This is a genomic window from Xenorhabdus miraniensis (genome assembly GCF_002632615.1).
In genome coordinates this window covers 212473-236361 of the sequence record NZ_NITZ01000002.1, presented here as the reverse complement: position 1 = coordinate 236361, position 23889 = coordinate 212473, and the positions used below count along the sequence as shown (strand labels likewise).

Below are 23889 nucleotides of genomic sequence, written 5' to 3'. Positions count from 1 at the left end.
ATTTTTTAACAGGGTTAATGGGATCAGTTCAGGGTGATGACTTTCTGGCCGTTGATAATCACCGTTTCGCCCGTAATGTGGATGTTGCCATCCTTATCGATTGAAATACTGCCTTTGGTATTGCCGATATAAATACCGTCTTCGACGGACTGGATGGTGATGGCACCTTTCACACTGAGCACACTGGTTTTCTCCACCGTCACCTGCCGTGTCCCGATGCTGCTGACTTCCGTGCCAATGATTTCTTTGTGGCGATCTTTACGCACCGTAATGGCTTGATTGTTACCGACACTTTCGGTGTGGTCATGCACCACACGGGTTGACCGGTCATTGAGGACTTCCGTACTCATATCCTTCTGCGCATGTAAGGCCAGCTTCTCACTGCCTTTCGCATCCTCAAACAGCAGCTCGTTATACCCTTCCCCTTTGTGGGTTTTGGAGCGGAAGGCCATCTGGGTTTTACTGCCCGGCAGCCCGCCCGGCGGGATGTTGCTGGCGTGATAGGTACGCCCGGTGACGATCGGCTGATCCGGGTCGCCGTGAAGAAAATCCACCACCACTTCCTGACCGATGCGGGGGATGGCGAGCATGCCCCAGCCTTGACCGGCCCACGGCTGGGTGACGCGTATCCAGCAGGAACTTTGATCATCGCTCTTGCCGTAGCGATCCCACGGGAACTGAAGGCGGATGCGGCCGTACTGGTCACAGAAGATTTCTTCGCCCGCGGGTCCCACGACTTTGGCGATTTGCGGGCCGTCAATCACGGGTTTTGGCAGTGGCGCAGGGCGCCAGTGCTGATTATGGCGGATAAAGTGGAAGTGGCTGTGCAGGGTCGTGCCCGTGCCGCTATTGGCGGTTTCCAGCGCCTGCGGCTGGCTGCCGGTATGGCTCGCGCTCACCACTTGCCACGGCTGGTTCAGGTCTGCGCGCGGGTGGTTGCTCAGGGTGAATAATTTACCTGGCTGGATGGCAATGGCATTGCCGCTGCCTTGTCCGGTCATGGCATTGTTGCGCAGGGCTTCCAGACGGTAGCGGGTAAAATCCTTACCGTGCGCTTCATCTTTAAAACGCCCCGGGTAGTCGTAATGCTCGTAGTACATCTCTTGCAGGGTCTCTTCCTTCATCTGTGCGCGAAACTCTGCCGGCCAGGCCGGGTTTTTGAAGGTGTAGTCTTTGAGTTCGACCTGAGCCGGACGCACCTGCGCACTGCATGTCAGGCTGCCCACCGAAGGCTCGCCCAGTGTGCTGTCTTCGCCGGGCTGATAAGGGATGACGATGCCCGGCGGCACTGAGCCGGCATCATCGGCAAACACCAGCGTGTTACGTCCGTTACCACATTCAAAGAAGTAGAAGATCCCCTCTTCCGCGGTCAGCCGTTGCAGGAAAGCGAAGTCACTTTCCTGATATTGCACGCAGAATTCCCGCTCTGGGTGCGGATGGCGCAGGCTGAACACCACGTCGCGGATACCGTGCTCTTTCAGGATGGTGGTGACGATGGTGGCAATGTCCTGTTGCTGGAAGATGCGTGAGTTCTGGCGCAGGGTGGTACGCCACAGATCCGGGCGAATGCTCATTTGGTAGGTGGTCTGGTGCAACCCGGTATTACCTTGTTCAAAGCTGGCGACGATACCCGTGATACTGCGGCTTTCTACGCCATCCTGTGTGATCGTCAGGGTGGCGGAGCGGTCGAGTACGGCCGGAAAGTCGATAGCCGGATCGGCACTCGCCAGCCCGACTTCCAACTGGAACGGCTGGGAAAAGTGTTCACTCAGGGTAAAATCAGTGACGACAAAGGTCTGCGGCGGCAAGCCCCCCGCCGTCAGGGTAAATTGCAGTCCGCTGGGGGCGCTGCCCCCGCCGCCGCCCAACATTGCGCCGGCGTTTTGCAGGGCCTTGGTTGCTGCGTGCTGACCGCTGGCAGCCCGTGCCACCAAGCCCTGACCGCCGCCAGCCCCTTGAGCGGCGCTGACAAAGCCGCCGGGGCTTCCTGGAACGCCCCCTCCCGCACTGCCGCCACTTAAGCCCCCCAACATCCCCGCGGCCTGCTGTCCCTGCCGGACAAGTGCCTGCCCTTTTTGAAGTTTCGCAATGCGCTTTTTCATCGACATATTCTGTCTCCCTGATTAATGCCCGCCGTCAGTGGTGACGGCTTGCTCATGACGTTTGGTCTTTTTCTCGGTATTGTTTTTGATATTGTTTTCGGTACTGTTTTCGGTATCGTTTTCGGTATGGCTTACCTGTTGTTCTGTCGCCTGACGCAGCCGGTCATAGCGGCCGAGCAGGGCGTTAAAGCGTTCATCAATGCCTTTCAGCAACACCGGCGGCGCGCTGTCCCCTTTCGCCGCGTAGACACTCAACTGACGCAGCAGCTCTTCCAGCGGGATGTCACTGCCGTGGCTGCGCTGGATGTCATAGACAGCGGTTTTCAGGTAGGAAAGCGTGAAGCTGCCACGGGTACGCTCCTGCAACAGGATTTTGTCCGCCAGTTGCTGAAGCTGGTCGCGGGTAGTATTCCAGCTTCCTTTCAGGGGCACGCTGTCAATACGCGCAGCCATCTCCTGTTCCCACTGGCGGGTGATGAGCCGCTGGCTCGGCGACATTGGCCAGTGTTGTTCAGCCGTGCCTTTCAGGATGCGGGCGGCTTCCCACGTTGCCAGCGGTGGTGTTTCAGCTAACCGGTCCAACTGGTTCTGATAATGTTCCAGTTTGGGCTGGTACAGCCATGCCAGCCGGGCACCGGCGGGTTGGGCGGTGATGGCGTTGAATTGTTGTTGCAGCGGTTTGTAAAACAGCAGCCAGCTACCCACCAACACCAGCAACCCCAACAAAGCACCGAGGCCAAACCCTTGCCACGCACTTAAACCTTTCGGCGGGGGTTCAGGAAATTGCACCCGCACCCGCGGCGGGAGATCGGCCGCGGGTGGGCTGTCAGTGCGCGGTGGCGGCGGCGCTGTTTCCGGTTCCGCTTCCGATTGTTGGGACAGATAGACTAAAGGCGGCATCTGTACGGGTTGTGACGCCGGTTTGACGGCCTGCCGGGGTTTTTCCAGCTTTTTCGCCGCGTTCTGGAAGAACCACAACAGGTTCTCGACACGCGGCAGGCGTTTCAGGTCAGATTGCTGTAACCGGTCGATAATCAGCTGGAGTGCCCGTTCGGCACGGTAAATCATCCGCAGGTCACCGGCGGCAAAATCCATCTGGCGTAACACACTACCCGTACGGGTGTGGAACCACTCCAGTAAGTCAGTACGGACTTGCGGCTGAGGGGGCCACAGGGTGTCCCACTCACTGACGATAACCCCGGCCAGCAGTTCACAGCCTTCGGTGAAGCCCGCCAGTCCATTCAGCTGCATCCGTGCCAGGGTGTAATAAATCGCCGTCTGCAAATCGACGCCGTTGGTTTTGAATATCGTCAGGGACAGGGATTCCACCAGCGGCCAGTTGACTTCCGGTTGGGCCGGATGGCTGGTTTTGTTGATTTCATCGCGAATAACGGCGAATTCCGGCAGGTTCAGCGGACTGCCGCCCGCCCGGATGATGAGATTTTCAGGGTGTCCGCTCATATTCTCGCTTTTCTCCTTAAAAAAATCCCTGCCCGGAGGCAGGGGAGAGGTACAGAAGGTCTTCACCTCAATAGAGGGTGTCCGGCAGTTTGAACTGGCTGAATAGTCCGCCCGCAAAGGGGTTGTCCGATTCGTCTACGTAGATGCGGTAGGTCATTTCGCCCCCGTCCACATTGAAACGCACGTCAAAGAAGCCCGGCTGAACGTTGGTCAGTTTGCCGCTATTGATCAGTCTTAACTGTGCCCACGGACCTGTGAAGCTGATGGCGCGCGGTGCCTGATTGCTTCTGTCCGGCATCAGGGTCAGCTTGCTTTCTGTCCCTGCCCGCATGGAGTTCGGCCAGACCAGATGCGCCACATTACTGCGGCCGTGGGAGTAATCCACCAGCTGGCCGTCGAGGTTCAGCAAGGCACGCCGTTTGTTGCCGGTCAGACTGACCGGTTCGATGGCAAACTGGGTACCGAGGCCGTTTTGTGGGGTAAAGAAGGTGGTACGGATACGGTTCGCCGTTTCCAGCTGTTTCATCACATCCGGCCGGATCAGTATCTTGCCGTCAGTGCCCATGGTCAGGCCATTATCCACAAACGGTTTCAGGCTCTGCTGGTAGAAGGCATCCAATGTGCCGCCCGGGCGGAAGAAGCGCTCAAACTCACTCAATGGCACTTCTTCACGGGCGTCAGGGTTGAACGGATAGCGGCCCGCCAGATAGGTCTTGTACTGCTTGACCACGGAGTCGTTCCATTCCACTTCCAGCGAACGTATCGCTTCCATCATCACGACACGCCACGCCTGTTCAGCCAGCTCACCCACCCAACGGTTCAGCGGCTCCGGCAAGGTTTTCGCCATCTGCTGCACTTCAAAAATGGCATCACTGTTGTTCTTGTCCAGACGCATCTGAACCGCTTGCAGGGCTGCTTTACCCGGGACCGGCGAGTTCTGGATCGCCAGCAGGTAACGGTGCAATGCCGTCAGTTTCTGGTAGACACTTTGCAGCGTACTGCCCTTATCACCGCGTTCAACCAGCACCCCCGTTTCCGGGGCAAAGTCATGGCTGATACGGTTTAACAGCTGATAATCCGACTGCGCCAGTAAAGCCTCTTTTTCCTTTTGACTCAGCGAATGACCTATCACCGGCGGGTTGGTGTTATCACTCAGGATTTGCAGTGCCCGCTTGACAGGCTGCTCACCACTGATCACCTGTTCGATGGCACTGATGGCCTGTGGCAGATCATCAAAGTCACGTATTTCGAGGTTATTCATCGCCGCCCGCCAGGTGGCGGTGTACTCAGCCAAATACAGTTCATTGATCTCGTTCTGGATCCGCTCCTGATCTTTTTCACTGTACTGGTCATGATGCAGCGACAACCCGGCCTCATTGGATTTCTCCTGATTATTCTTCGTGATGTTCAACACCCAGCTATCCATCTCGGTCAGTTTCGTCAGTTCGTCCTTCTGCCGGACGAAATAATCCATCAGGCCGTGACGGGTCAGTAACTGCGGGATCACCAACCGTTTTTCGTTGCTGGCAATAAACACATCATCAAAGCTCGGGCCAATCTGGTCACGCAGGTTGATCGGCGCTGACAGGACATCCTGTGCCCTGATACGCAGGTTCTGGTAAACCCGCTGTTTGACGGAGAGGGCTTTCAGCTCCTGCTGGGCCTGCCGCATCGGCTGAACAAACGGGGCGAAGCGATCGATGGCGCCCTGTTCGCCTTTATCCCGCTTCTCTTTCCAGTCGGTAGTATCCAGGGCGTAGTCCAGATGCGTCAGCAACGCTTCCTGTACATCACGCCGGCCGTGGAACGCTTTACTCCAACGCTCACGCATGTACTGCTCTACCAGCCCATTATTACGTTTGCTTTTATCTTCCATCATGCGCATCACCCGCAGGATTTCGAGTTTTTCCTCACTGCCTGCCGGTGCGTTATTCAGATCATCCAGCAGCCCTTTCATCAGGGATGGCAGGAAACGCTGTTCCAGCAGTTCCACGTAAGTGCTTTCCACCCGTTGCCCAACGCTACTGCCCTGATACAACGCCATGTCAGTCAGGAAGGATTTGTTTTCACGGTGGTTGCCGTAAGCCAGAGTCGCGTCACGGATCGGATTCAGTTGTGACAACTGGAGGTTGCCGTAGCGGTCATCGCCTTGCGGCGGGGGAATGGACAGGAAGTTTTTCGCTTGTGTCAAGACTTCCTCACCCGCCCGGTAGTTTTTCTGGTAGAAATAATGCCAGCCGCCCCACATCGCCATAATGACCAGTGCGCTCACGGTAGAGAAGGTATACAACTGGCGGCGGTTACGGCTCAGCCAGATACGGTTTTCAGCCGCCAGATTCGGCTCTGCCAATAAAACATCTTCAAACAAGGAGTGGGTAAAGTACGGCAGGGTGTCGCCCGCCGGCCAGGTAGGGAATGCCTGCGACCCCAGATGATACTGAGCCGAAGCGGATTGGGTGAACAGGTCATCCATCTGTCCTACCTGATGCGCCGAGGTCAGATAAACCCCGCGCAGGGTCGGGCGGTGGTGTTCGTCGTTATACAAAATGTCATCCAGCATCTGGACGATATAGCTGTACAAGCCCTGAATCTGACGGGTGAAACTGAACAGGGCGCTGCGCTGGTTGGCATCCACATTGTTCAGCATCATGTCTGGCATGGCCGTGTTCAGGTTGTTCATCCACTGCTTCCAGAACTGTTCCAGCTCACTGCGCCACGCTTTTTCATCACGGTTATTCAGGCTGAATGTCACCCCGAGAATCTCGTCCCGTAGTTTGCGATCCAGTGACTGGTACATCGCTTCAAAGCCGTACAGCAGGTCAATTTTGGTCATGACCAGATAGAGCGGCAACTGGCTGTGGAAGGTCAGGCGAATGTCTTGTAAACGCTGGTGAATTTCCCGCACGTAACGTTCACGCTGCTCGCGGCTATCCGTCAGCAGGCGCAGGGTATCGACGGTCAGAATAATTCCGTTGAGTGGCTGGCGCTGACGGTTTTCGGTCAGCCAGTTCAGCAGCGATTCCCACAGGCGGCTGTTGATTTGTGGCTTGTCGCTGTTAAGCGGGACGGGCTGGTCAATCAACTGGCCTTTCGGATCGATGATGACCGCTTTTTCTCCCAACCAGCAGCGCAGCATCAGAGGAATGTCTCCATCCTGACGCAGATATTCCGGCGCCGCGATTTCGGATAGCTTATAGCCTTCCTTAATCAGTGAAGTTTTACCGCTCTTCTGGCTACCGATCACCATGTACCACGGACGTTCGTACAAGTAATTGTACGAATCCAGATGGCGTTGCAATTGGGATTTCCAGTGGTCGAGGTAGCGATCTTGATGTTCAATATCGACCCGAACCGGATCTACCACTTTCAGTTCAACGTCAAGATTGAGTTTTTCCAGTGTCCGCAAGCGACGCCACGCTTTCATGCCAATCCAGAACAGCACCATCATGATGATGATGGCGGTTGCCAGCCAGCGGGCCGCGAGGCTTTCCAGCGGATAGTCATTACGGATTTGCCAGTCAGGCCCCCACCACCAAACTGCTATCAGGAGCAGGCAGGGGATAAGCGCCAGAATCAGTGCCATCGTAGCCTTGAGACGTGGCAACGACTTAAACTTCGACAGCGCCGGTAAGGCCGATTTCAAAGGTGCCAAAGATGACAAAGAGGGCCATTTCATGGGTTAACGCTCCTGTTTGAAGCCGTATCCTTAGAGGAGGAAGGAAGTTTTTCAGCCAGTAAAGTCAGTAGGCCGGGTTCCCATTGAGTGAGTAACATGTGTTGTCCAGTGTGTAACAAGTTCCGGTAATGCTGTTGAGCCAGCGCCGTCATGCCTGCTTCTTCAAGCAATTGGGCATTGAGCAATTGGCCGTAGAATTGATCCCGTGGCTCGGTAAGCTGTTGCTGGTGTTCTTCCAACATTTTCAGGGCCGCTTCTAATCCCTGTTGCTGGAAACACTGCCAGATAGCTTCCTGATCAGCAGAAACGGAACCGTTGCCCGTTGCCGCTGGTTCAGGTGTGAGCCAGTTGAGGGTTTCTGGCGAAATAAACGGGCTCATGTCGGAAAAACTTAAGGTTTTCAACACAGGTAACCGTTCCAGAAAAACGTTCAGTTCGTCACGAATGGCCAGCGCGACGTTCACATAACCCAATTGTGCTGCGGCCTGTGCGGCAATGACATGCCCATCCAGCCAATAAGGTGCCAGCGTCAGGCTTTGCTCAATTTGCCGGAGCAATTTGTTGTCCGCCATCGGCAATCGCGCCAGATAATCGGCTGTGCGATCCGCAGAGGCCGGTGCCAACGGGGTTTTGCCTGTCGCATTCGCCATGGGTGCCGTGGTAATGGTGTGCCAAACAGCATGACGACGCAGGGAGTAACCAATGGGCGATTCGGGATGCCGTTCACACAGTAAGTCGGCTACCGTCATCAGGGTCTGCTTCCACGCTTTTTCGCTTGAGCTATTGACGTCCACTTCTGGCATCGGCGCAGCTTCGTAAGTCTGGGACGTGGGTTCCCCAGATTCCACCGTGGATGCCGATGTAGTCGCTACCGGAGCCGATTTGGGCGCGGTAGGTACGGTTTCCGGCTGACGGTTATAACGAATACGCAGTTGATCAACTTCTTTGGCAAGTTCCGGTTCATTGGCATGCCAGCATTGAGCCAAGTGTGCAAACGCACCTTGTGCATCATCCCGTTCACTTTTGCCCGCCTGTTCAATGAAACTGCCCTGCGCGGACTCAAAACGCTTGAGTACCTGCTGCGCCAACCGACGCTTTATCAGCGGCTTGGCTGGCCACGCCTTTTCCCAGTAGTTTTTGACATATTCGGTCAATAACTCGAGGGCGAGGATCAACTCAGCAGCATTGCCAGCATGTTGCAAAGTACGCAACAGATGCACCATCAACCGGAAATCCTTGCAATTTCCGCTCAGCAATTGCAATGCCTGCCGCTGGATCTCTTCAATATCCAACGAACTATGCGACAACGAGCCAAATTTGATCATTTCGCCGTCAATGTATTCCCATGAAGGTTCACCATCTCCCAGCGCCTTGCCAATCTGTTCATCGGACAAAGGCGCCAACAGGGAGCCGAACCAGTCAAATTGTGTTCTGATGTCCATGTCGATTACCAACGGCAAGCAGCACGCAATGGCTTCGCTGCTTGCTCCAACTGAGAAATGTTAAAGGTGATCTGGTGACCATTACTGCCCGTAATGGTCATCCGTTCGCTGTTCATCAGGCGCTTTATTTCCTCAATGCCCGGTAAGCCACGGCTGGATTCCCATAAGTAACCGTGTTCGCGTACAAACCATTCAGTTCGGTACTCGGTTTTATCGGTTGTCACCGTGACAACACCAGATTCCGCGGCTTTAGGCAGTGCCACCTGCAAACGGGTGATACTGTCAATACAGCTCAGCATTAATACGGGACGTGGAGGTGCTACCCCAATCGCGGGCGTGGTCAGGATAATCGGTGCTGCACCGTTCTCTCCCTGCTTCACAATGAAATCAGTGGAGTAATCGGTGCGTTTCATCTCCTGTTCCATCGCCTGCCGCCATAAAAACCCCATGTTTTCGATAGGAATTTGTACTGTTTTGAACTTGAGGTTATTCAACGCACTGTCATAACATGCCAGCCGAATAAGGGGGGACGGCTCAAAACGGCAGTTATACAGTTCATCTAAATTTTGTTCTTCCTTTACCGCGACGGCTTCCTTTGGTTCTACCACCGCCGCAAGCTTAGGGTTCCCTGCCAATGACGCGAGTAATGAACTGATAATTAAAACAATATTCATAATCTACACCCGTATTTAGCCAGTTTGTAAACCAACGTCCGCTGGGCAATGCCCAAGCTTTGCGCAATCAATCGGGTGTCGTTACCAAACTGACGCTGACGTTGAACCAACACGGCGCTTTCAAATTCTTCTATGGCCTTTGGCAGATTATCGATATGACTGTAATCCACGGAGATACTGCTGACTGCCGCTGGGTTTTTCGATTCACTCAGGGAAGCAAGCAGTTCATCCAATTGTTTTTCTTTCTGGCGTTGAACCTGAAATACCTGACGGATTTGGCGTAACTGTCCACGCAGTTGTTCGAGTTCCTGCAATTTTTTCAGGCGATGCTGCATAACATGGCAATAAATGCCGAACATGTTTTCATTGTTGGTGAAATGGTTGACATTTTCGGCAAATATGGCGATTACACCGCAAGCCTGCCCGTTGCAGTCAAACAGGGGAATGCCGTACAACCCACAGTTATGCGGTAACTCTGCAATAAACGTACGGAAGTAAGGATCATCAATACGTGCCCCGTGATTAAGGGAATCCCAGATTGTTGGGGTTCCCTTACGTAATACTTGTATCAACGGATTATTGACGTCATCGATAGCCACATGCAGCCGTCGTGAATTGGTCTGCTGAGGTTCCGGCAGGTTGTAGCTTTCCAGCCTGTTTTCAGTGATGTTAAGCAGGAAAACCAACAGGGCATCAAAACGCGAGCTATGGCTGACCTGCAAAACCTGCAAGAAATGGTCAACCAGTTGTTCTATAGTGTCATATTCCAATAACGCTAACGCGCTTTTCAGCCGCTGTTTCATTATTCTGCCTCCTCAACCTCTGCCTGAAACTCGTGCTCTGCTACGGTTAAGCGAATCGCGCTGATTTGTGCACCCGCAGCCATTTTCTGTAACAGCAGCAATGAAACCGGCGGTAACAATGCGCCATCAATGATGGACTCCAACATACGGGCGCCATTTTCTGCACGGGTAGCACGTTGCAGGATCTCTTCTGATACGTCATCACTGATAGTGACTTCGGCGTTGAAACGTTGAGTCAGCAGCGTATCCAGTCGGGCCAGTTTGCTCTGAATGATGGTTTTCAGTGTTTCATGGCCCAACGGCAGGTAAGGGATCACTTCCATACGTGCCAACAGTGCCGGCTTGAAGAATGCCGCTAATTCCGGATAAAGCAGGTCGTTGAGCTGATCAGGCTGCTCAGCATGGTCTACGATGGTTTGGTAGCCCAGATTAGAAGTCAGGAAGAACACGACGTTTTTACAGTCGATGATGCGCCCTTCTCCATCAGCCAGTTCCCCTTTGTCGAACGCCTGATAGAACAGGTTCAGTACATCCGGGTGCGCTTTTTCCACTTCATCCAGCAAGACAACGGAATACGGTTTCTGGCGGATAGCTTCAGTGAGCACGCCACCTTCTCCATAACCGACGTAACCCGGAGGTGAGCCAATCAGGCGGGAAACCGTATGTTTCTCCTGAAACTCAGACATGTTGATGGTGGTGAGGTATTGGCGACCGCCAAACATCAGTTCCGCAATTTGCAGGACAGTTTCGGTTTTACCGACCCCGCTTGGCCCCACCAGCAGGAATGCCCCCAGAGGACGACCGGGACGGCGCAAGTCCGCGCGGGCAGTCAGCAGATGTTTATGCAGGCATTGGATCGCCGTTTCCTGCCCTTTGATGCTTTGCCCCAAATGCGTCGGCAGTTCAGTGACGATGGACAGCTCGCTCTGTGACAGGCGATTTAGTGGAACGCCTGTCCACTCAGCAATGACTGACGCAATCTGGGTTTTGTCCACGTGTGGAGAAACCAGAGTCTGCTTCTGTTGTAACTCTGCCAGTTGTACGTTAAGCACCGCCAGTTTTTCGATCAGGGATTGTTCATCGGCAGTTTCTTCGACGGATTCAGCTTCTTCAACGGCCTTGTTTTGCTCGTTCGCCTCATTTTCTTCCGCGTTTTCAGCAATCTCTGCAACCGCTTTTTCAACGGCGGTTTCGGCCGTTTTTTCTGCATCAGCCGGTAAAGAATCATCAGCCAGCAATTGACTGCGCAGGTCGATGATCTGTTTCACCAATTCCTGTTGCTGTTGCCAATGGCTTTCCAGCTCAGCAAGTTGCCCCTGAATCTCTTTCTGCTGGTTTTGCAGCTCTTCCAATCGCTCCGCATGGACGTTCAGTCCCATACGTTGCTCTCTTTCCAGTACGTCAATTTCCATTTGCATCTGGTGCAATTCGGTCGTCAACGAAGAGATCTGACGTGGTGGTGAAGTCAGGTTGATAGCAACACGGGCACAGGCCGTATCCAGTACATCAATCGCTTTATCCGGCAGTTGACGGCCGGAAAGATAACGGTCACTCAATACCGCAGAGGCTTTCAGCGCTTCATCATCAATCAGAACACCATGTGCCTGCTCATAAATGGCACGCAGGCCACGCATGATGACCGTGGCTTCGTCCGCGGTCGGCTCAGAGACTTTCACCAGTTGGAAACGACGGGACAGGGCGGCGTCTTTTTCAAAATACTTTTTGTATTCACTCCATGTGGTCGCTGCGATGGTTTTCAGTTCACCACGTGCCAGTGCGGGTTTCAGCAGGTTGGAGATATCCAGACCACCCGCTTGGTTACCGGCACCAATCAGAGTGTGGGCTTCATCGATAAACAGGATGATGGGTTTTGACGATTGGCTAATTTCAGCCATGATGCCTTTGAAACGTTTTTCAAATTCACCTTTAACCGCCGCACCCGCCTGCAATGCCCCAAGATCCAGCGTCATCAATTCACTGTTGCGTAATTTATCCGGTACGCGATCGTTAATGATGCGCAATGCCAGACCTTCAATCAGGGCGCTTTTACCTACACCGGCTTCACCGACAACGATAGGGTTGTTTTTGCGACGACGGCAAAGAATGTCGATCATCAGATCGATTTCATTATCACGGCACAAAACCGGATCAAGTTTGCCCTGACGGGCTTGTTCGGTCATGTTTTGGGTAAAACGCGCCAGCAGGCTGTCGCTGTTTGCCGGATGGACACCCTGCCCCTCTTTATCACTGGCAGCAAAAGGTTGCTCGGCAGAGCCATTCGTCCATTCAGCAAAATTCTGGCGGAGCAATTCACGGTTGATACCCGCCAGCAAACGCGCCGTTTGTGGTGCCAGATAACGCAGTGGGCTAAACAGCAATGCAATCAGCATCACGCCACTGCGCAGTTCGCTGTGCTGCATCTCGGTGGAAGCCAGTAACCAACTATCCTGCAACCACTCCACCAGCATTGGGGAGAAATTGGGGTAAGTTTGCACAATCGATTGATGATGTGTCATCACCTGATCGAGTTGCTCTTTGACTAGATCTTTATCAATGTCTACTTTATTTAGAATCAGTCGCACATCGCTGAGCGGGGTATCAATCATTTGAAGCAGCAGTTGTGCAACTGTGATTTCAGGTTGTTGCTGACTGACACAAGATGCCGCCGCCGCTTCCAGTGCATGGCGGGTCATCGGGTTTAAACGATTTACAAGAGTGGGCAGATCAATCTGAATCATAGCGACTTCCTATCTTAATAAGTTACTTAGCTGCTTTAATATGTCTTGGGTCTGATCACCGAGGCGAATGGCATAGAAGCTGTAAATGGCAATCAGCAAACCTGCGCTGATACAGAACAGGTGTTTGATAGTCCATCGTCTGCTCAGGCGATAACGCGCATCACTCTCGTTGATATTGACGTACAGCGTGGTTGGTGGAGCGTCTCCGCGCAGTGAGTGAAGCTGTTGTTGCAAGCGGCGGAACAGGCGCTCAAAGTCATCGCTTTTCTGGGTGCTGACTTTGTAACGTCCGCGATATCCCAGACAGAGACAGAGGTAAATGAACTCCAGCAGATGCTGGTAACGCTGAGCCTCTCCCATCAAGCGTTCAAGCAACACGAAAACTTTCTCACCCCCCCAGGTTTCATTGTGGAAGTGCACCAGCAGTGATTGCTTCAACCAGCCATTCTGACTGTTCCAACCATGCCCCAACGCGGTTTCATCAATGAAGGTGCACAGTACGTAACGAAATGAAACAATCGCACCGGGTTCATACCCCTTCGTTTGCAGAAACTGCTCAATGGCTCGAATGTCAGTCACAACCTGTTGGTAAAGCTTGTCTGGCAGTGCCTGATCATTCATATCCTGCAAGCGTAAAACCATCCCCAACAACGGGGTGGCGGCATCGATCATTGGGTTGAGGCTTTCACCCCGCAACGGTAGCTGGTACTGATGCTGAAATGTTTTCAGCGTTTCAGACTTTTCCAGCGACAGACTGTCAACATTGATATCACTCATGATTATTCCTTACCGCCCCTGATAGCCCAGAGCTGCATATCTAAGTCAGGGAAATCCCCCGATACGTGGAATGCGATGGAATTTCCTTGCTGGATTTCTTTCCATGCCGGGCTCTTCTGATCCAGACGGAAGTAGGTATATCCAGAGTGATATGGCAACTGGCGAGGTGCTGCGGACAGTGCAATCAGTGGCACGCCCGGCAACTGAACGCTGACCAGATCGCGGATTTTTTCCATTGAAGTGACTTTGGTTTGCTGAACGAACTGACGACGCAATTGTTCCTGCGGCGTGCTGGCACTGATTGCCAGTACGAATTCAGCTTTGCGCAGCAGATCATTATCGTGGAGCGTTGCCACACGGATACCACCTTCGTTCTGTTTCAGGGCAATCGACGTTGCACGTGGTGTCAGAACAACGTTCAACGCATCACGGATTGCGTGCATTGCATCCTGGAAGGTGTCCGTCAGATTATTGTGGTCATATGCCAATACATTCCCCGGCAGGCGGCTTGCATCTGTGAAGGTTCTCAGCTCACCACAGGTCTGGAGCAGTTCGGTATATAAATGCAGCGGGTGCAGAACGGTTTGTTTTGCATAATGGTTGAACAACGGCTGAACACGGTTGAGCAATTGCAGCATCATAAATTCTGCTACATCCGCAACACCTTGCTGACCCGGCGAGCCGATACGTTTCGCCAGTGTTCTTGAGCGTTCTGTCAGCAGGCCATCGATTTCCACCATGAAACGCTTGAGTTTGTCAGCCACAAAAATTGACAAACACGTCGGGATAAATTCGTTATCCAGAACGATGTTGCCATCTTTTTGCTTTTCTTTGATGCGGCACAGTGGGATCGCGGTGTACGCACTCATATCCTCTGACCCCTGCATCAGGACGGGCGTCAATTGGGCAAGATTAAGAACGAAGGAGTCACCGCCCTTGGTATGCAGGTCACGGATATCCGTCGGCAGTTCCCGATAACGCACCGCGCTCTGAATTTCTGCATCCCGATCAGCAATTTCCCGGATGGTATCGCTGGACATGGGCAACGCCAGATAAATATCTTTGCTTTTCAGATCATTGATATTTTCAATATCCAGCGGTTTTGGCAGCAAATCCTGGCTGGGTGCCGAAAATAAGGTGCCATCAGGCATAATGCCACTGGCTTCGGTAATCCCAATACGCCCCAGTTTAAGCAGATCATCATTGATGCTCAGAGAGCTGAAACCATGCGCGTAAGGTGTCAACACTGAAACAAGGCTATGTGCCAAATAATCAATGTGTTTTTGTTGTTGCTGAAAATGTTGTGGCTTGATGAATAATCCTTCGTGCCAAATCACCCGGTTTTTACCTGGCATGATTACTCCTCCTCTTTTCTAAGTTCGACGTCGTTATTTCTGACATGCACCAAGATGTGGTAATGGCGACCGATATCTTTTACCCGGATGATCTTTTTCCATTCAGATTGGTTTGCATCTGCATAGTGAACGATGACACCGATGTAACGGTTCTTCTTTTCCAGTGTGATGGTTTCCAGAGGCTTGTATTGCCCCGGCAACAGGGTGTAATCCTGATGATCGATGTAGTTTTTCCCCAGTGACTTTTCGAGTTTGTCGCTTTCAAGCTGGTCGTAATCCGCCGCCAGAAAACGAGAGTCTTCACTGAGATAAACCAGATTCATTTCAACAGGAGCCGCTTCACCACTTTCATTGGGGTTGATGTCGGGTTCAGCCAGCAATGTAATGTTGGCAACAGAAGCCTGATCATCAGGTTTACCTACCGGCGTGGAAGGGTCCCAGATAACCTGACCAACTTTTTTTGTTGCGTTCCATGCACTGCTACAGCCGTTCAGCAACATCACTGACAGCAATAAAATCCCTACAGCCCATAGACGGCGACTAGCGGAATGTGTCATTGCTGGATTCCTCCAAGCCCTGACGCAATGCACGGTCATAAGCCTGCTCATACACCTCGCGGAATAACTTTTCGAACCCTTGTTGGCGGCTGGAAGCTAATTCGCGGTAATAATTGGTGTACATTTCCCACGCCCAGGATGCGTCTTTATTTTTGACTTCATTACTGCGGCGATAATGTGAGAAACGGCGGAGCAGTTGTTCCGGAGAGAAAGCTTCCAGCATGGTGTCCAGCGCGGCAGAAATGGCCACGCGGTTGGCCTGATAGTGCAGTTGCAGGTTTTGCAGGCTTTCCGCTACTGCCGCCGGCGCAGACAAGTGAACAGGGCTTTTCTGATCTGAAAACATCACCTGCATGGTCGTGTCATAATCCATGTTCAGGCGCAGCGGGTTATCTTCGATAGGACGAAGTTGTTTATCACGCAGCCCATGTTGTTCGCGTTGAAGCGCCAATAACCCTTCAATCGCAGCTTTCATGGTTTTGCCCATCTCTTGCAAAAAGTCATTCGCCTGCTGGCTATCGTGCAATGGCAGCCGGGCCTCCAGACCACGCATAAGAGGGGTAATAGCAACATGATCAACATCCATATCTTCGTACTGCCGATCGGAAGCGATATCCGGTAAATCAAGGAACTCCTGATCCATAACACTGCCTCGGTTATCAGAAATAGGGTTAGCAAATGGGGGGGATTGATAATGATCCGGTGGCAACAGTTGTTCCGTATCGTCGGCCTCAACTTCCGGTTTCAGCGTGGTCAGGCTTTCACTATCAAGCACCCGGAGCGGATCATCACTGAAACGGTGCATCACCGTCGGCGCAATGCTTTCATCATGGGCAAACACGGATTTTTGTATCGGCGCGCCTTCCATCATGGCATCCAGCGGGTTGCTGTAACTGGAAACCAACGATTCCGGTGATACGGTTGAAGGATCAACGCGATCTGATTCAGAAAAACTGATGTGGATCTTGATCGATAAATTGCCGACTTTGATTTGATCGCTTTGCTGCAAACGGATCAGACTTGACTGAGGCGTCAGGGTCGCATTGTTGATTTGCACCGGCTCAGCAAGCACTTGCAGGCAGAACGCCCCATCCTGCCACTTAATGGCGAATTGTGATGGACGAACATTTCCCTGCTGATCCTGCACAGACCAAAGGTGGCTTTCACTGCTACCGACCGTACCGCCCTGTGTCGAGAACTGGCAATTGGCGGCTTTACCACTTTCCAGCTGTTCACTATTAAGAACCCGCAATGAAAGGGTTGGTTGATGTTTTTCCATAGTCGTTATTCCATAACTGAAATTGTGACAAAGGGTTTCTTTTCCGGTTCGCCGAGAAAACTGGTCCACCCCAGATGGTTATTCTGCTTCGCTCCCAACACCATGCCGCTAACCTGATTCTCAGCCAGACCAAGGCGCAGCTCCCAGGCAAACTGACTGCGCATGACGAAGGAGATAAACATCACCAAAGGGAGATAGTTATTTCCATCAGGCAGGAATGACAAAAATCGATCACGTGTCAGGTTATTGATGCTGAGCAGGAATTTTCCGCTGTAATCCCCGACCCATGAACCGATGGTGAAGTTATGCCCCAATACAGACAGTTCGGTATCACCGATTTTCTGCCCTTTATTGGTTCCTCCCAGACGATTCTGCTGATCCATCGGGATGGTGACTTTTCTGAATTGCCAGCCGTGCAGCGTGACATCCTGCAAATCAAAACAGTGGGAAACGAGGCTGCATATCACTTCCGGTGAGCGCCCGGGGCTTGCCAGCAATCCGGCATACGCCAGCATTTTGCTGTGGTTAATGTTCAGCATCCGGCGGTTGACATCACTGCCTAAACCGACAAGGGAGAACATGCGCTGGGAAAAGCCATCTTCCCCGCTCTTCTTGAAGCAGATGTAATAGCGGTATTTCCGCCAGATCTGATGCAGGAGCGTAATTAAGCGATGGTTGAAAATATTGAGAAAATCCGTCAGGCGGTTTTCTCCCTGAGCATCCTCCCATGCCAGTGAATCCAGATAGTAGCCTGGCATCGGAGACTGGCTACCGTGCAATCCCATAAAGGAAACTTCCAATTCGAAGTATCCCTTCCTGGATTGTGCGAGTGAGATGACGTCACGAGTCGGAAATGCCAGACTGGCACTGGATCGGAAACGGACAGACTCCAAATCGGGGCGGTCTGTCTCTCCGGTTTTCTCCCACGCTACCGCAAGCTGGTTAAGCAGCTCAACCAACTGGTAAAAGTTGTACTGTGAGATGTCCAATGCCAGCGGTGTGGCAGAACCCTGCTCAATGATTACATCAACGAGTGTTGACCTATCTGTACCGGCCATTCATAACACTCCTGATTATCTAGATTGATTACCTTCAACATATGAAAAGCATTGACGCTGGCATACAGTGAGAAAAACCGTGACAGAATCGTACTGAACAGATAAAGCTCACCTTCTGAACTGAATGCCTGTTGCCGGATATAGAGCGTTGAGCGCAATCCACGCACAGGCTGACCACGGAACAGACGATCTGTCGGCTCTGTTTCAATCTTTTCAATGGCATCAAGACGTTTCTGTGATGAGCGCTTGGACTGTCGGTTGTGAATACTTGGAAAATCGTAAGTACGCAGTACCTGTTTCAGCGCGTCCCTATCCAGCAATGACATGTAGTTCAGCGACATATTTGACAGCAGTGACCAATGCAATCCGCCATCCAGCAGAGGATAGAGAGGCACTGACGGCCGCGTGATATTACGGAATGTTGCAAATGACGGGCTGCCGATTGAGGGATAATTAATATCGCCAACACGCAGTTCCAGCGGTAATTCACGGTTGGTACAGGTCAATCTGATAGAGACATTCTCTTTCAGCTTGAGTCTGAGCAGATCGGATTCATCACCCCGCACAAATGAGATGAAATGTTCCAACCCCCTGCGGAAAGGCGATTCTTTCACCCGAAGGCGGTAATAACGCATTGAGTGTTCGTCTTCGTTATCAATCTGGTGATTGAAACTCTCAAACGGGGTATAAACACGTTCGCCAATACGGGCACGGCTGCGTTCGCCATTTTCACCTGTCAGCCAGCTTTCTACGCCGTCAATGGAGAAAATGTCGTAGTTATCCGGAAAACTGTAACTGGCCTTCAATGGATATTCAGTCTGGCTGCCATTGAGTTCAATGGCTTCACTGTCCATAGGGAACAGGTTGATTGCCGGCGTACAGTGCAGACGAAAAGTGTCATGGCGGATCTTGGCTTCTGGGGGCAGTGCCTGAGAAAAATGTAAATTCAGTTTGAAATCTTTGGTTTTAAGATCCTCAGGCAGTTCCGGGAAACCTTTTACATCAAAAAACAGGAAGCTTTCCGCGAAACAGAAATATTCCTGCAAAATGCGATATCCCATGTAAGCATTTTTCGGGTAAGGCAACAGCGCATCTTCCCGCTCAAATCCTACGGGGACAAAATCAAAATCGGGCAGTGGGATCACGGTATCACCCACAACCAATTCCGCTTTTCTGAAGTAATAGCAGAGCCAGAAATAGAGCTGGGAAGTGGTATAGTCATCACCACTCAGATAAAAGCGCAGTTTGTCCAGCTCCAGTTCATGCAGGCTCAGTTCGGTCTTCGAGGCAAAATTCAGGCCGATGATCCCGTTCTCATTACTGTTATTGACGGAAATGTCGCGGATGGAAAGTGGAAATAACCACACATCACGGCAGAGCGTGAAGGTACAGCGACCGTGATCGTCTTTTTTAGCATCCGATTTTTCGTTCGAATAAATATCATCTTGAGTCGACAGCGTGTGGCTCATAATCTGAGTGCCACGCTTAACCTGTGTCGCTTTCGTCACAACGCTCTCATCAGGGGTATACTCAATGATGGTCATGCTGGGGGTTGGACGCAGATAGTTCGGCCAAAGCATATTGAGCAGGCCGTGGGTCAATTCAGGAAACTGATCATCAATCTTTGCCCGCAGGTTGCCTGTCAGGAATGCAAAACCTTCGAGCAAACGCTCAACGTCGGGGTCAGAACCTTGTTCTGACAGAAATGCAGCAAGATGAGGACGCTCAACTGCGGCTTCTTTCCCCAGTTGTCGCAAATAGTTCAACTCATCTCTGAAATATTTTTCAAATGACATTTATTGAGTTCGCTCCAGGCAGTAGCGTCGGTTGTTATCCAACTGGATGCTAAATTCCACAAGGTCGTTGATATCATCCAGAAAAATTTCAGCGCTGATATGAAAGCTCAGCAGCAACGGATCTGAATCATCATTGGTAGCGCTGACAGAAACCGCTGATATTCTGGGCTCATAATTTCTGATGCACTCTTCAATCGCCCATTCGATACTTTGCTTGAAATCCACCGATGTTGCGGTTGCGTCATTAAGATCAATAACACCCAGGTCAATGGCGCTTTGGCACGCACCGGGACGGGAATTCAGCACTTCATTCAAATGCTTCTTGATAGAATCAAGCAGTGCACGCATCCTTGACTGACGGGAAGAGCCGGAGCTCTTCCCTTGAATGCGCTCAAACAGACTGGCAGAGCTGCCTCTGTTCCAACTGTACAGCGCAGCCATGATTATTCCTTATCCAAACGTCCAACCAGAGACAGTTCGAAGCTTGCACCCATGTACTTGAAGTGTGGGCGAACCTGCATCGCAACCTGATACCAGCCTGGATCGCCTTCAACATCCAGTACCTTGATTTCGGCGGCACGCAGAGGACGACGGCTGCGAACATCAGTGGGTGGGTTTTCCTGATCAGCAATGTACTGTTTCAGCCACATGTTCAGTTCACGTTCCAGATCCTGACGCTCTTTCCAAGAGCCGATCTGTTCACGCTGCAATACTTTGATGTAGTGAGCCAGACGGTTGATGATGAACATGTACGGAAGCTGCGTGCCCAACTTGTAGTTGGTTTCCGCGATTTTCCCTTCACGGGTATTCGGGAAAACTTTTGGCTTCTGCACTGAGTTTGCAGAGAAGAATGCGGCGTTATCGCTACCCTTACGCATGGTCAGGGTGATGAAACCTTCTTCTGCCAGTTCAAATTCACGACGGTCAGTGATCAGAACTTCAGTTGGGATCTTCGCCTGAACCTGACCCATTGCTTCGTACAGGTGAACAGGCAGGTCGCTTACAGCACCACCGCTCTGTGGGCCAATGATGTTTGGACACCAACGGTATTTAGCGAAGCTGTCAGTCAGACAACTTGCCAGCAAGTACGCAGTGTTACCCCACAGGAAGTGCTCGTGGTCACGGCTGACATTTTCCTGATAGTTGAAGTTCTTGATTGGGTTTTCAACATTGGAATAAGGCAGGCGCAGTAAGAAACGAGGAGCCGTCAGACCTAAGTAACGTGAATCTTCAGATTCGCGCAGTGCACGCCATTTAGTATGTGAAGGGCCTTCAAAGACAGACTTCAGATCTTTGATGGCAGGCAGATCGGTAAAGCTGTTAACACCGAAGAACTCAGGTGAAACAGAAGACAGGAATGGCGCATGAGCCATCGCACCCACTGAACTGACGTACTGCATCAGTTTGATGTCAGGTGTAGTGTTGCCGAACGCATAGTTACCGATGACAGCAGCAACAGGTTCACCACCGAACTGGCCGTAGCCTGTGGAGTAAACGTGTTTGTAGAAACCAGACTGAATAATTTCAGGAGAGAATTCAAAATCTTCTAACAATTCATCTTTAGTGGCATGAATGATGTTGATTTTGATGTTTTCACGGAAATCAGTGCGATCCACCAGAATTTTCAGTGAACGCCAAGAAGATTCCAGTTCCTGGAATTGCTTGGCATGCATAATTTCATCCATCTGCTCGCTGAGCTTTTTGTCCAACTCAACGATCATTTTATCAACAAGCAGTTTATTGATAGGTTCTTCGTTAGAGCCAGTGTCCAAAATGCTGCCAATAAACGCGGCAACACCTTGTTTAGCAATGTAGTAGCCGTCATTTTCCGGTGTCATTCTCGCTTGGGACATAATCTCATCAAGCAAGGAGGTCGTTGCGCCAGAAGCAATAGCTGTACTGTTTTCTTCGTGCTGAGCCATTTAAAAATTCCTTTAACCAGTTATTTTTTATTGACGATTTCAAGTTCTTTCAGGAGTTGCTCACGAACGGATTCATCATCCAGCAGTGACTGCAAGCGAGAACGAAATGCTGGGATATTTCCCAATGGGCCTTTTAATGCAACTAATGCCTCACGAAGTTCGAGAAGTTTATTTAATTCAGGGACTTTCTTCGCGATATTATCTGGTGAAAAATCGCTCAAAGATTTTATATCTACATTAACTGATAGATCTTCTTCACTTTTTTCATCGAGGCGGTTAGGAACATTAAAAGTCAGGTTGATGTTCGCTTCATTCATTACGGCATTAAAGTTGTTCTTATTGATAGAAACTGTTTGCCGTTCTTCAATTGGCGTATCTTCGCTCTTTCCTTTCAAGTCACCAACAACCAGAAGATTCAGAGGTAATTCAACTTCTGCGGTTTGATCACCGGTATTAGGAACATATTTAATATTAATTCTTTCTTTCGGAGCTACGCTACCTGGACTATTCTTACTCATATTTGAATCCCTTTGGCTAATACAACCATGAACTGTCTAACAACTCATTATTGGTGAGAGAATGATTCCAATGTTTACCTATGTAACAAATACAGAAGATCTCCCTAAAAAAATAGGCAAAAGAAGATAACTATATTTGCAGGTACGAATAGTTTTATATCAACATATAGTTAAATAATCAGATATATCCTATCCAATCGTGGAAATAACATCGATATTAAAAATCGTCAAGTTCGAGTTTGACATTTTATTTTTTTGATGTAAAGCCAAAACACAAATTGATAAAAGCCTCTATTCAAGCTTTTAATCCATTAATATCAATACATAGCCAGTTATAAACAATTTTTTCTCCTACAATAGAGAAAAGTTTGGTTTTACTCTCTACGGGAGTATGCAGACCTATTACCTGTTAATTGCATAAAAAGAAATATTTTTCATTTCCATCTGAATAAAATATAACCTTCAAGTCGTATTTCATAATTACCGTCAATATCATTTTTTATTCTATTTTTATTAATTATCCATCAATACAACCCAATTTATTTTCATTTTTTTGATCTAGTTAACACTTTCCACATGATCATGAAAAACATTTAAACCAAAAATAAAATATCATTATATATCAATTAATTAAAACCACCATAAAATCAAAGAACATTTTATAACCAGCTTAAATGGCTTACTGTTTATAAAAACTCAGCCATAAATTTTACAACGGCAATGATTATAAAATTTTTATTTGTCATTGAATTAGAGTACGAATTGCATTTTTCAAATAACTTTGCATTAGACAATATCAGCTTTATTATTCGCCCCGAGTGTTTGGCAAACGATAATTTCATTTGATTCATAAATGGAATAATCACGCAAGGAACGAACACTTACACTAATATTGGTAATTTTTTATAGGATATTCATATGCCAACTCCATGTTATATTTCCATCAATGGTAAAACTCAGGGCAATATTACCGCTGGCGCATTCACTGCTGAATCCGTAGGTAATATCTTTGTTCAAGGTCACGAAGACGAAATGCTGGTTCAAGAATTTGACCACATCGTTACTGTTCCAACTGATCCACAGTCTGGACAGCCTTCTGGCCAGCGTGCGCACAAGCCATTCCGCTTTACCGTTGCATTGAATAAAGCAGTTCCTCTGCTTTACAACGCATTAGCTTCTGGCGAAATGCTGACTACTGTAGAGCTGAAATGGTACCGTACATCTATCGAAGGTAAACAAGAGCATTTCTTCACTACTAAACTGGTAGATGCAACTATCGTTGATATCGACTGCAAAATGCCACACTGCCAGGACCCAGCAAAATCTGAGTTCACTCAGTTGGTTCGTGTTTCTCTTTCTTATCGTAAGATCGAGTGGGAACACACTACTGCTGGTACTTCTGGTGCTGACGACTGGCGCGCGCCAATTGTTGCTTAATATCTTCTTCATGAAGTATTAAGTAATAACCTTTCAGCCAATGAATATTATTCATTGGCTGATTCAATCAGATATTTCTTAATTTACCTGCCAATTTAATTTAATTCCTTTTTTTCTCTCTTATATTTGTTTTTCTGATTTTTTCCCGCTGTCAGATTTTTATGTAGTAATTATTTTCACAATGAATAAAGAAAAATGAATTCATAATTACATTTGTCATTAATGAACAATAAATCATCTAATGATAAATAAATACCTTGCCTCATGTTTTTCACCCTTCCTCCTAAAAACCCT

Annotated in this window: 17 protein-coding genes; 1 reads left to right on the top strand and 16 read right to left on the bottom strand. The window is 50.1% G+C overall.

The genetic code is table 11. From position 1 onward, the window contains the following. Positions 1-23: 23 nt before the first annotated feature. The 16 genes from Xmir_RS02965 to tssB form a co-directional block, all read right to left on the bottom strand. Complete coding sequence (locus tag Xmir_RS02965; protein WP_099112959.1) at positions 24-2108, bottom strand: type VI secretion system Vgr family protein; 2085 nt, start codon at positions 2106-2108, stop codon at positions 24-26. A gap of 15 nt (positions 2109-2123) precedes the next feature. Beyond that, positions 2124-3563, bottom strand: coding sequence for a VasL domain-containing protein (locus Xmir_RS02960; RefSeq protein WP_099112958.1), 1440 nt, complete (start codon positions 3561-3563; stop codon positions 2124-2126). 67 nt (positions 3564-3630) lie between these two features. Then, positions 3631-7239, bottom strand: coding sequence for a type VI secretion system membrane subunit TssM (gene tssM / locus Xmir_RS02955; RefSeq protein WP_099112957.1), 3609 nt, complete (start codon positions 7237-7239; stop codon positions 3631-3633). After that, positions 7236-8681, bottom strand: coding sequence for a type VI secretion system protein TssA (gene tssA, locus Xmir_RS02950; protein ID WP_099112956.1), 1446 nt, complete (start codon positions 8679-8681; stop codon positions 7236-7238). The genes tssM and tssA overlap by 4 nt, the downstream gene beginning before the upstream one ends. Positions 8682-8686: 5 nt before the next feature. Then, entirely contained in the window at positions 8687-9355 is a 669-nt protein-coding gene (gene vasI / locus Xmir_RS02945) for a type VI secretion system-associated protein VasI (protein WP_099112955.1), read from the bottom strand. Beyond that, positions 9352-10158 (bottom strand): Fis family transcriptional regulator, encoded by an 807-nt coding sequence (locus Xmir_RS02940; RefSeq protein ID WP_099112954.1) that lies wholly within the window; start codon positions 10156-10158, stop codon positions 9352-9354. Before Xmir_RS02940 ends, vasI begins: the two co-directional genes overlap by 4 nt. Further along, on the bottom strand, positions 10158-12896 hold the full coding sequence (tssH, locus tag Xmir_RS02935; protein WP_099112953.1) for a type VI secretion system ATPase TssH: 2739 nt from the start codon (positions 12894-12896) through the stop codon (positions 10158-10160). Before tssH ends, Xmir_RS02940 begins: the two co-directional genes overlap by 1 nt. A gap of 9 nt (positions 12897-12905) precedes the next feature. Next, on the bottom strand, positions 12906-13673 hold the full coding sequence (gene icmH, locus Xmir_RS02930; RefSeq protein WP_047964019.1) for a type IVB secretion system protein IcmH/DotU: 768 nt from the start codon (positions 13671-13673) through the stop codon (positions 12906-12908). Between the two features lie 2 nt (positions 13674-13675). Further along, positions 13676-15028, bottom strand: a complete 1353-nt coding sequence (gene tssK, locus Xmir_RS02925) for a type VI secretion system baseplate subunit TssK (protein WP_099112952.1) — start codon at positions 15026-15028, stop codon at positions 13676-13678. Positions 15029-15030: 2 nt separating this feature from the next. Continuing rightward, the gene (tssJ, locus tag Xmir_RS02920; RefSeq protein WP_099112951.1) at positions 15031-15585 is read right to left on the bottom strand and encodes a type VI secretion system lipoprotein TssJ; all 555 of its coding nucleotides are present in this window, start codon (positions 15583-15585) and stop codon (positions 15031-15033) included. After that, on the bottom strand, positions 15569-16864 hold the full coding sequence (gene tagH / locus Xmir_RS02915) for a type VI secretion system-associated FHA domain protein TagH (protein WP_099112950.1): 1296 nt from the start codon (positions 16862-16864) through the stop codon (positions 15569-15571). The genes tssJ and tagH overlap by 17 nt, the downstream gene beginning before the upstream one ends. A gap of 5 nt (positions 16865-16869) precedes the next feature. Then, positions 16870-17922 (bottom strand): type VI secretion system baseplate subunit TssG, encoded by a 1053-nt coding sequence (gene tssG / locus Xmir_RS02910; protein WP_099112949.1) that lies wholly within the window; start codon positions 17920-17922, stop codon positions 16870-16872. Next, positions 17886-19718, bottom strand: a complete 1833-nt coding sequence (tssF, locus tag Xmir_RS02905) for a type VI secretion system baseplate subunit TssF (RefSeq protein WP_099112948.1) — start codon at positions 19716-19718, stop codon at positions 17886-17888. The genes tssG and tssF overlap by 37 nt, the downstream gene beginning before the upstream one ends. After that, complete coding sequence (tssE, locus tag Xmir_RS02900) at positions 19719-20159, bottom strand: type VI secretion system baseplate subunit TssE (protein ID WP_099112947.1); 441 nt, start codon at positions 20157-20159, stop codon at positions 19719-19721. 2 nt (positions 20160-20161) lie between these two features. Next, positions 20162-21640: a type VI secretion system contractile sheath large subunit gene (gene tssC, locus Xmir_RS02895; protein ID WP_047964026.1), complete on the bottom strand. Its 1479-nt coding sequence runs from the start codon at positions 21638-21640 to the stop codon at positions 20162-20164. 20 nt (positions 21641-21660) lie between these two features. Further along, positions 21661-22158 carry a type VI secretion system contractile sheath small subunit gene (tssB, locus tag Xmir_RS02890; RefSeq protein ID WP_047964027.1) on the bottom strand — a complete coding sequence of 166 codons (498 nt, stop codon included), beginning with the start codon at positions 22156-22158 and terminating at the stop codon, positions 21661-21663. A 918-nt stretch (positions 22159-23076) separates the two neighbouring features. On the opposite strand from tssB, the gene Xmir_RS02885 reads away from it, so the two are divergent. After that, positions 23077-23595: an Hcp family type VI secretion system effector gene (locus Xmir_RS02885; protein ID WP_092519770.1), complete on the top strand. Its 519-nt coding sequence runs from the start codon at positions 23077-23079 to the stop codon at positions 23593-23595. The last annotated feature ends 294 nt before the right edge of the window (positions 23596-23889 follow it).

Coding starts and splice junctions, on each gene's coding strand:
- Xmir_RS02885 (WP_092519770.1), top strand. CDS start 23,077: ATGCCAACTCCATGTTATATTTCCATCAATGGTAAAACTCAGGGCAAT.
- vasI (WP_099112955.1), bottom strand. CDS start 9,355: ATGAATATTGTTTTAATTATCAGTTCATTACTCGCGTCATTGGCAGGG.
- tssG (WP_099112949.1), bottom strand. CDS start 17,922: ATGGCCGGTACAGATAGGTCAACACTCGTTGATGTAATCATTGAGCAG.
- tssM (WP_099112957.1), bottom strand. CDS start 7,239: ATGAAATGGCCCTCTTTGTCATCTTTGGCACCTTTGAAATCGGCCTTA.
- tssK (WP_099112952.1), bottom strand. CDS start 15,028: ATGCCAGGTAAAAACCGGGTGATTTGGCACGAAGGATTATTCATCAAG.
- tssA (WP_099112956.1), bottom strand. CDS start 8,681: ATGGACATCAGAACACAATTTGACTGGTTCGGCTCCCTGTTGGCGCCT.
- tssE (WP_099112947.1), bottom strand. CDS start 20,159: ATGGCTGCGCTGTACAGTTGGAACAGAGGCAGCTCTGCCAGTCTGTTT.
- Xmir_RS02960 (WP_099112958.1), bottom strand. CDS start 3,563: ATGAGCGGACACCCTGAAAATCTCATCATCCGGGCGGGCGGCAGTCCG.
- tagH (WP_099112950.1), bottom strand. CDS start 16,864: ATGGAAAAACATCAACCAACCCTTTCATTGCGGGTTCTTAATAGTGAA.
- tssJ (WP_099112951.1), bottom strand. CDS start 15,585: ATGACACATTCCGCTAGTCGCCGTCTATGGGCTGTAGGGATTTTATTG.
- Xmir_RS02965 (WP_099112959.1), bottom strand. CDS start 2,108: ATGTCGATGAAAAAGCGCATTGCGAAACTTCAAAAAGGGCAGGCACTT.
- tssF (WP_099112948.1), bottom strand. CDS start 19,718: ATGTCATTTGAAAAATATTTCAGAGATGAGTTGAACTATTTGCGACAA.
- icmH (WP_047964019.1), bottom strand. CDS start 13,673: ATGAGTGATATCAATGTTGACAGTCTGTCGCTGGAAAAGTCTGAAACG.
- tssB (WP_047964027.1), bottom strand. CDS start 22,158: ATGAGTAAGAATAGTCCAGGTAGCGTAGCTCCGAAAGAAAGAATTAAT.
- tssC (WP_047964026.1), bottom strand. CDS start 21,640: ATGGCTCAGCACGAAGAAAACAGTACAGCTATTGCTTCTGGCGCAACG.
- Xmir_RS02940 (WP_099112954.1), bottom strand. CDS start 10,158: ATGAAACAGCGGCTGAAAAGCGCGTTAGCGTTATTGGAATATGACACT.
- tssH (WP_099112953.1), bottom strand. CDS start 12,896: ATGATTCAGATTGATCTGCCCACTCTTGTAAATCGTTTAAACCCGATG.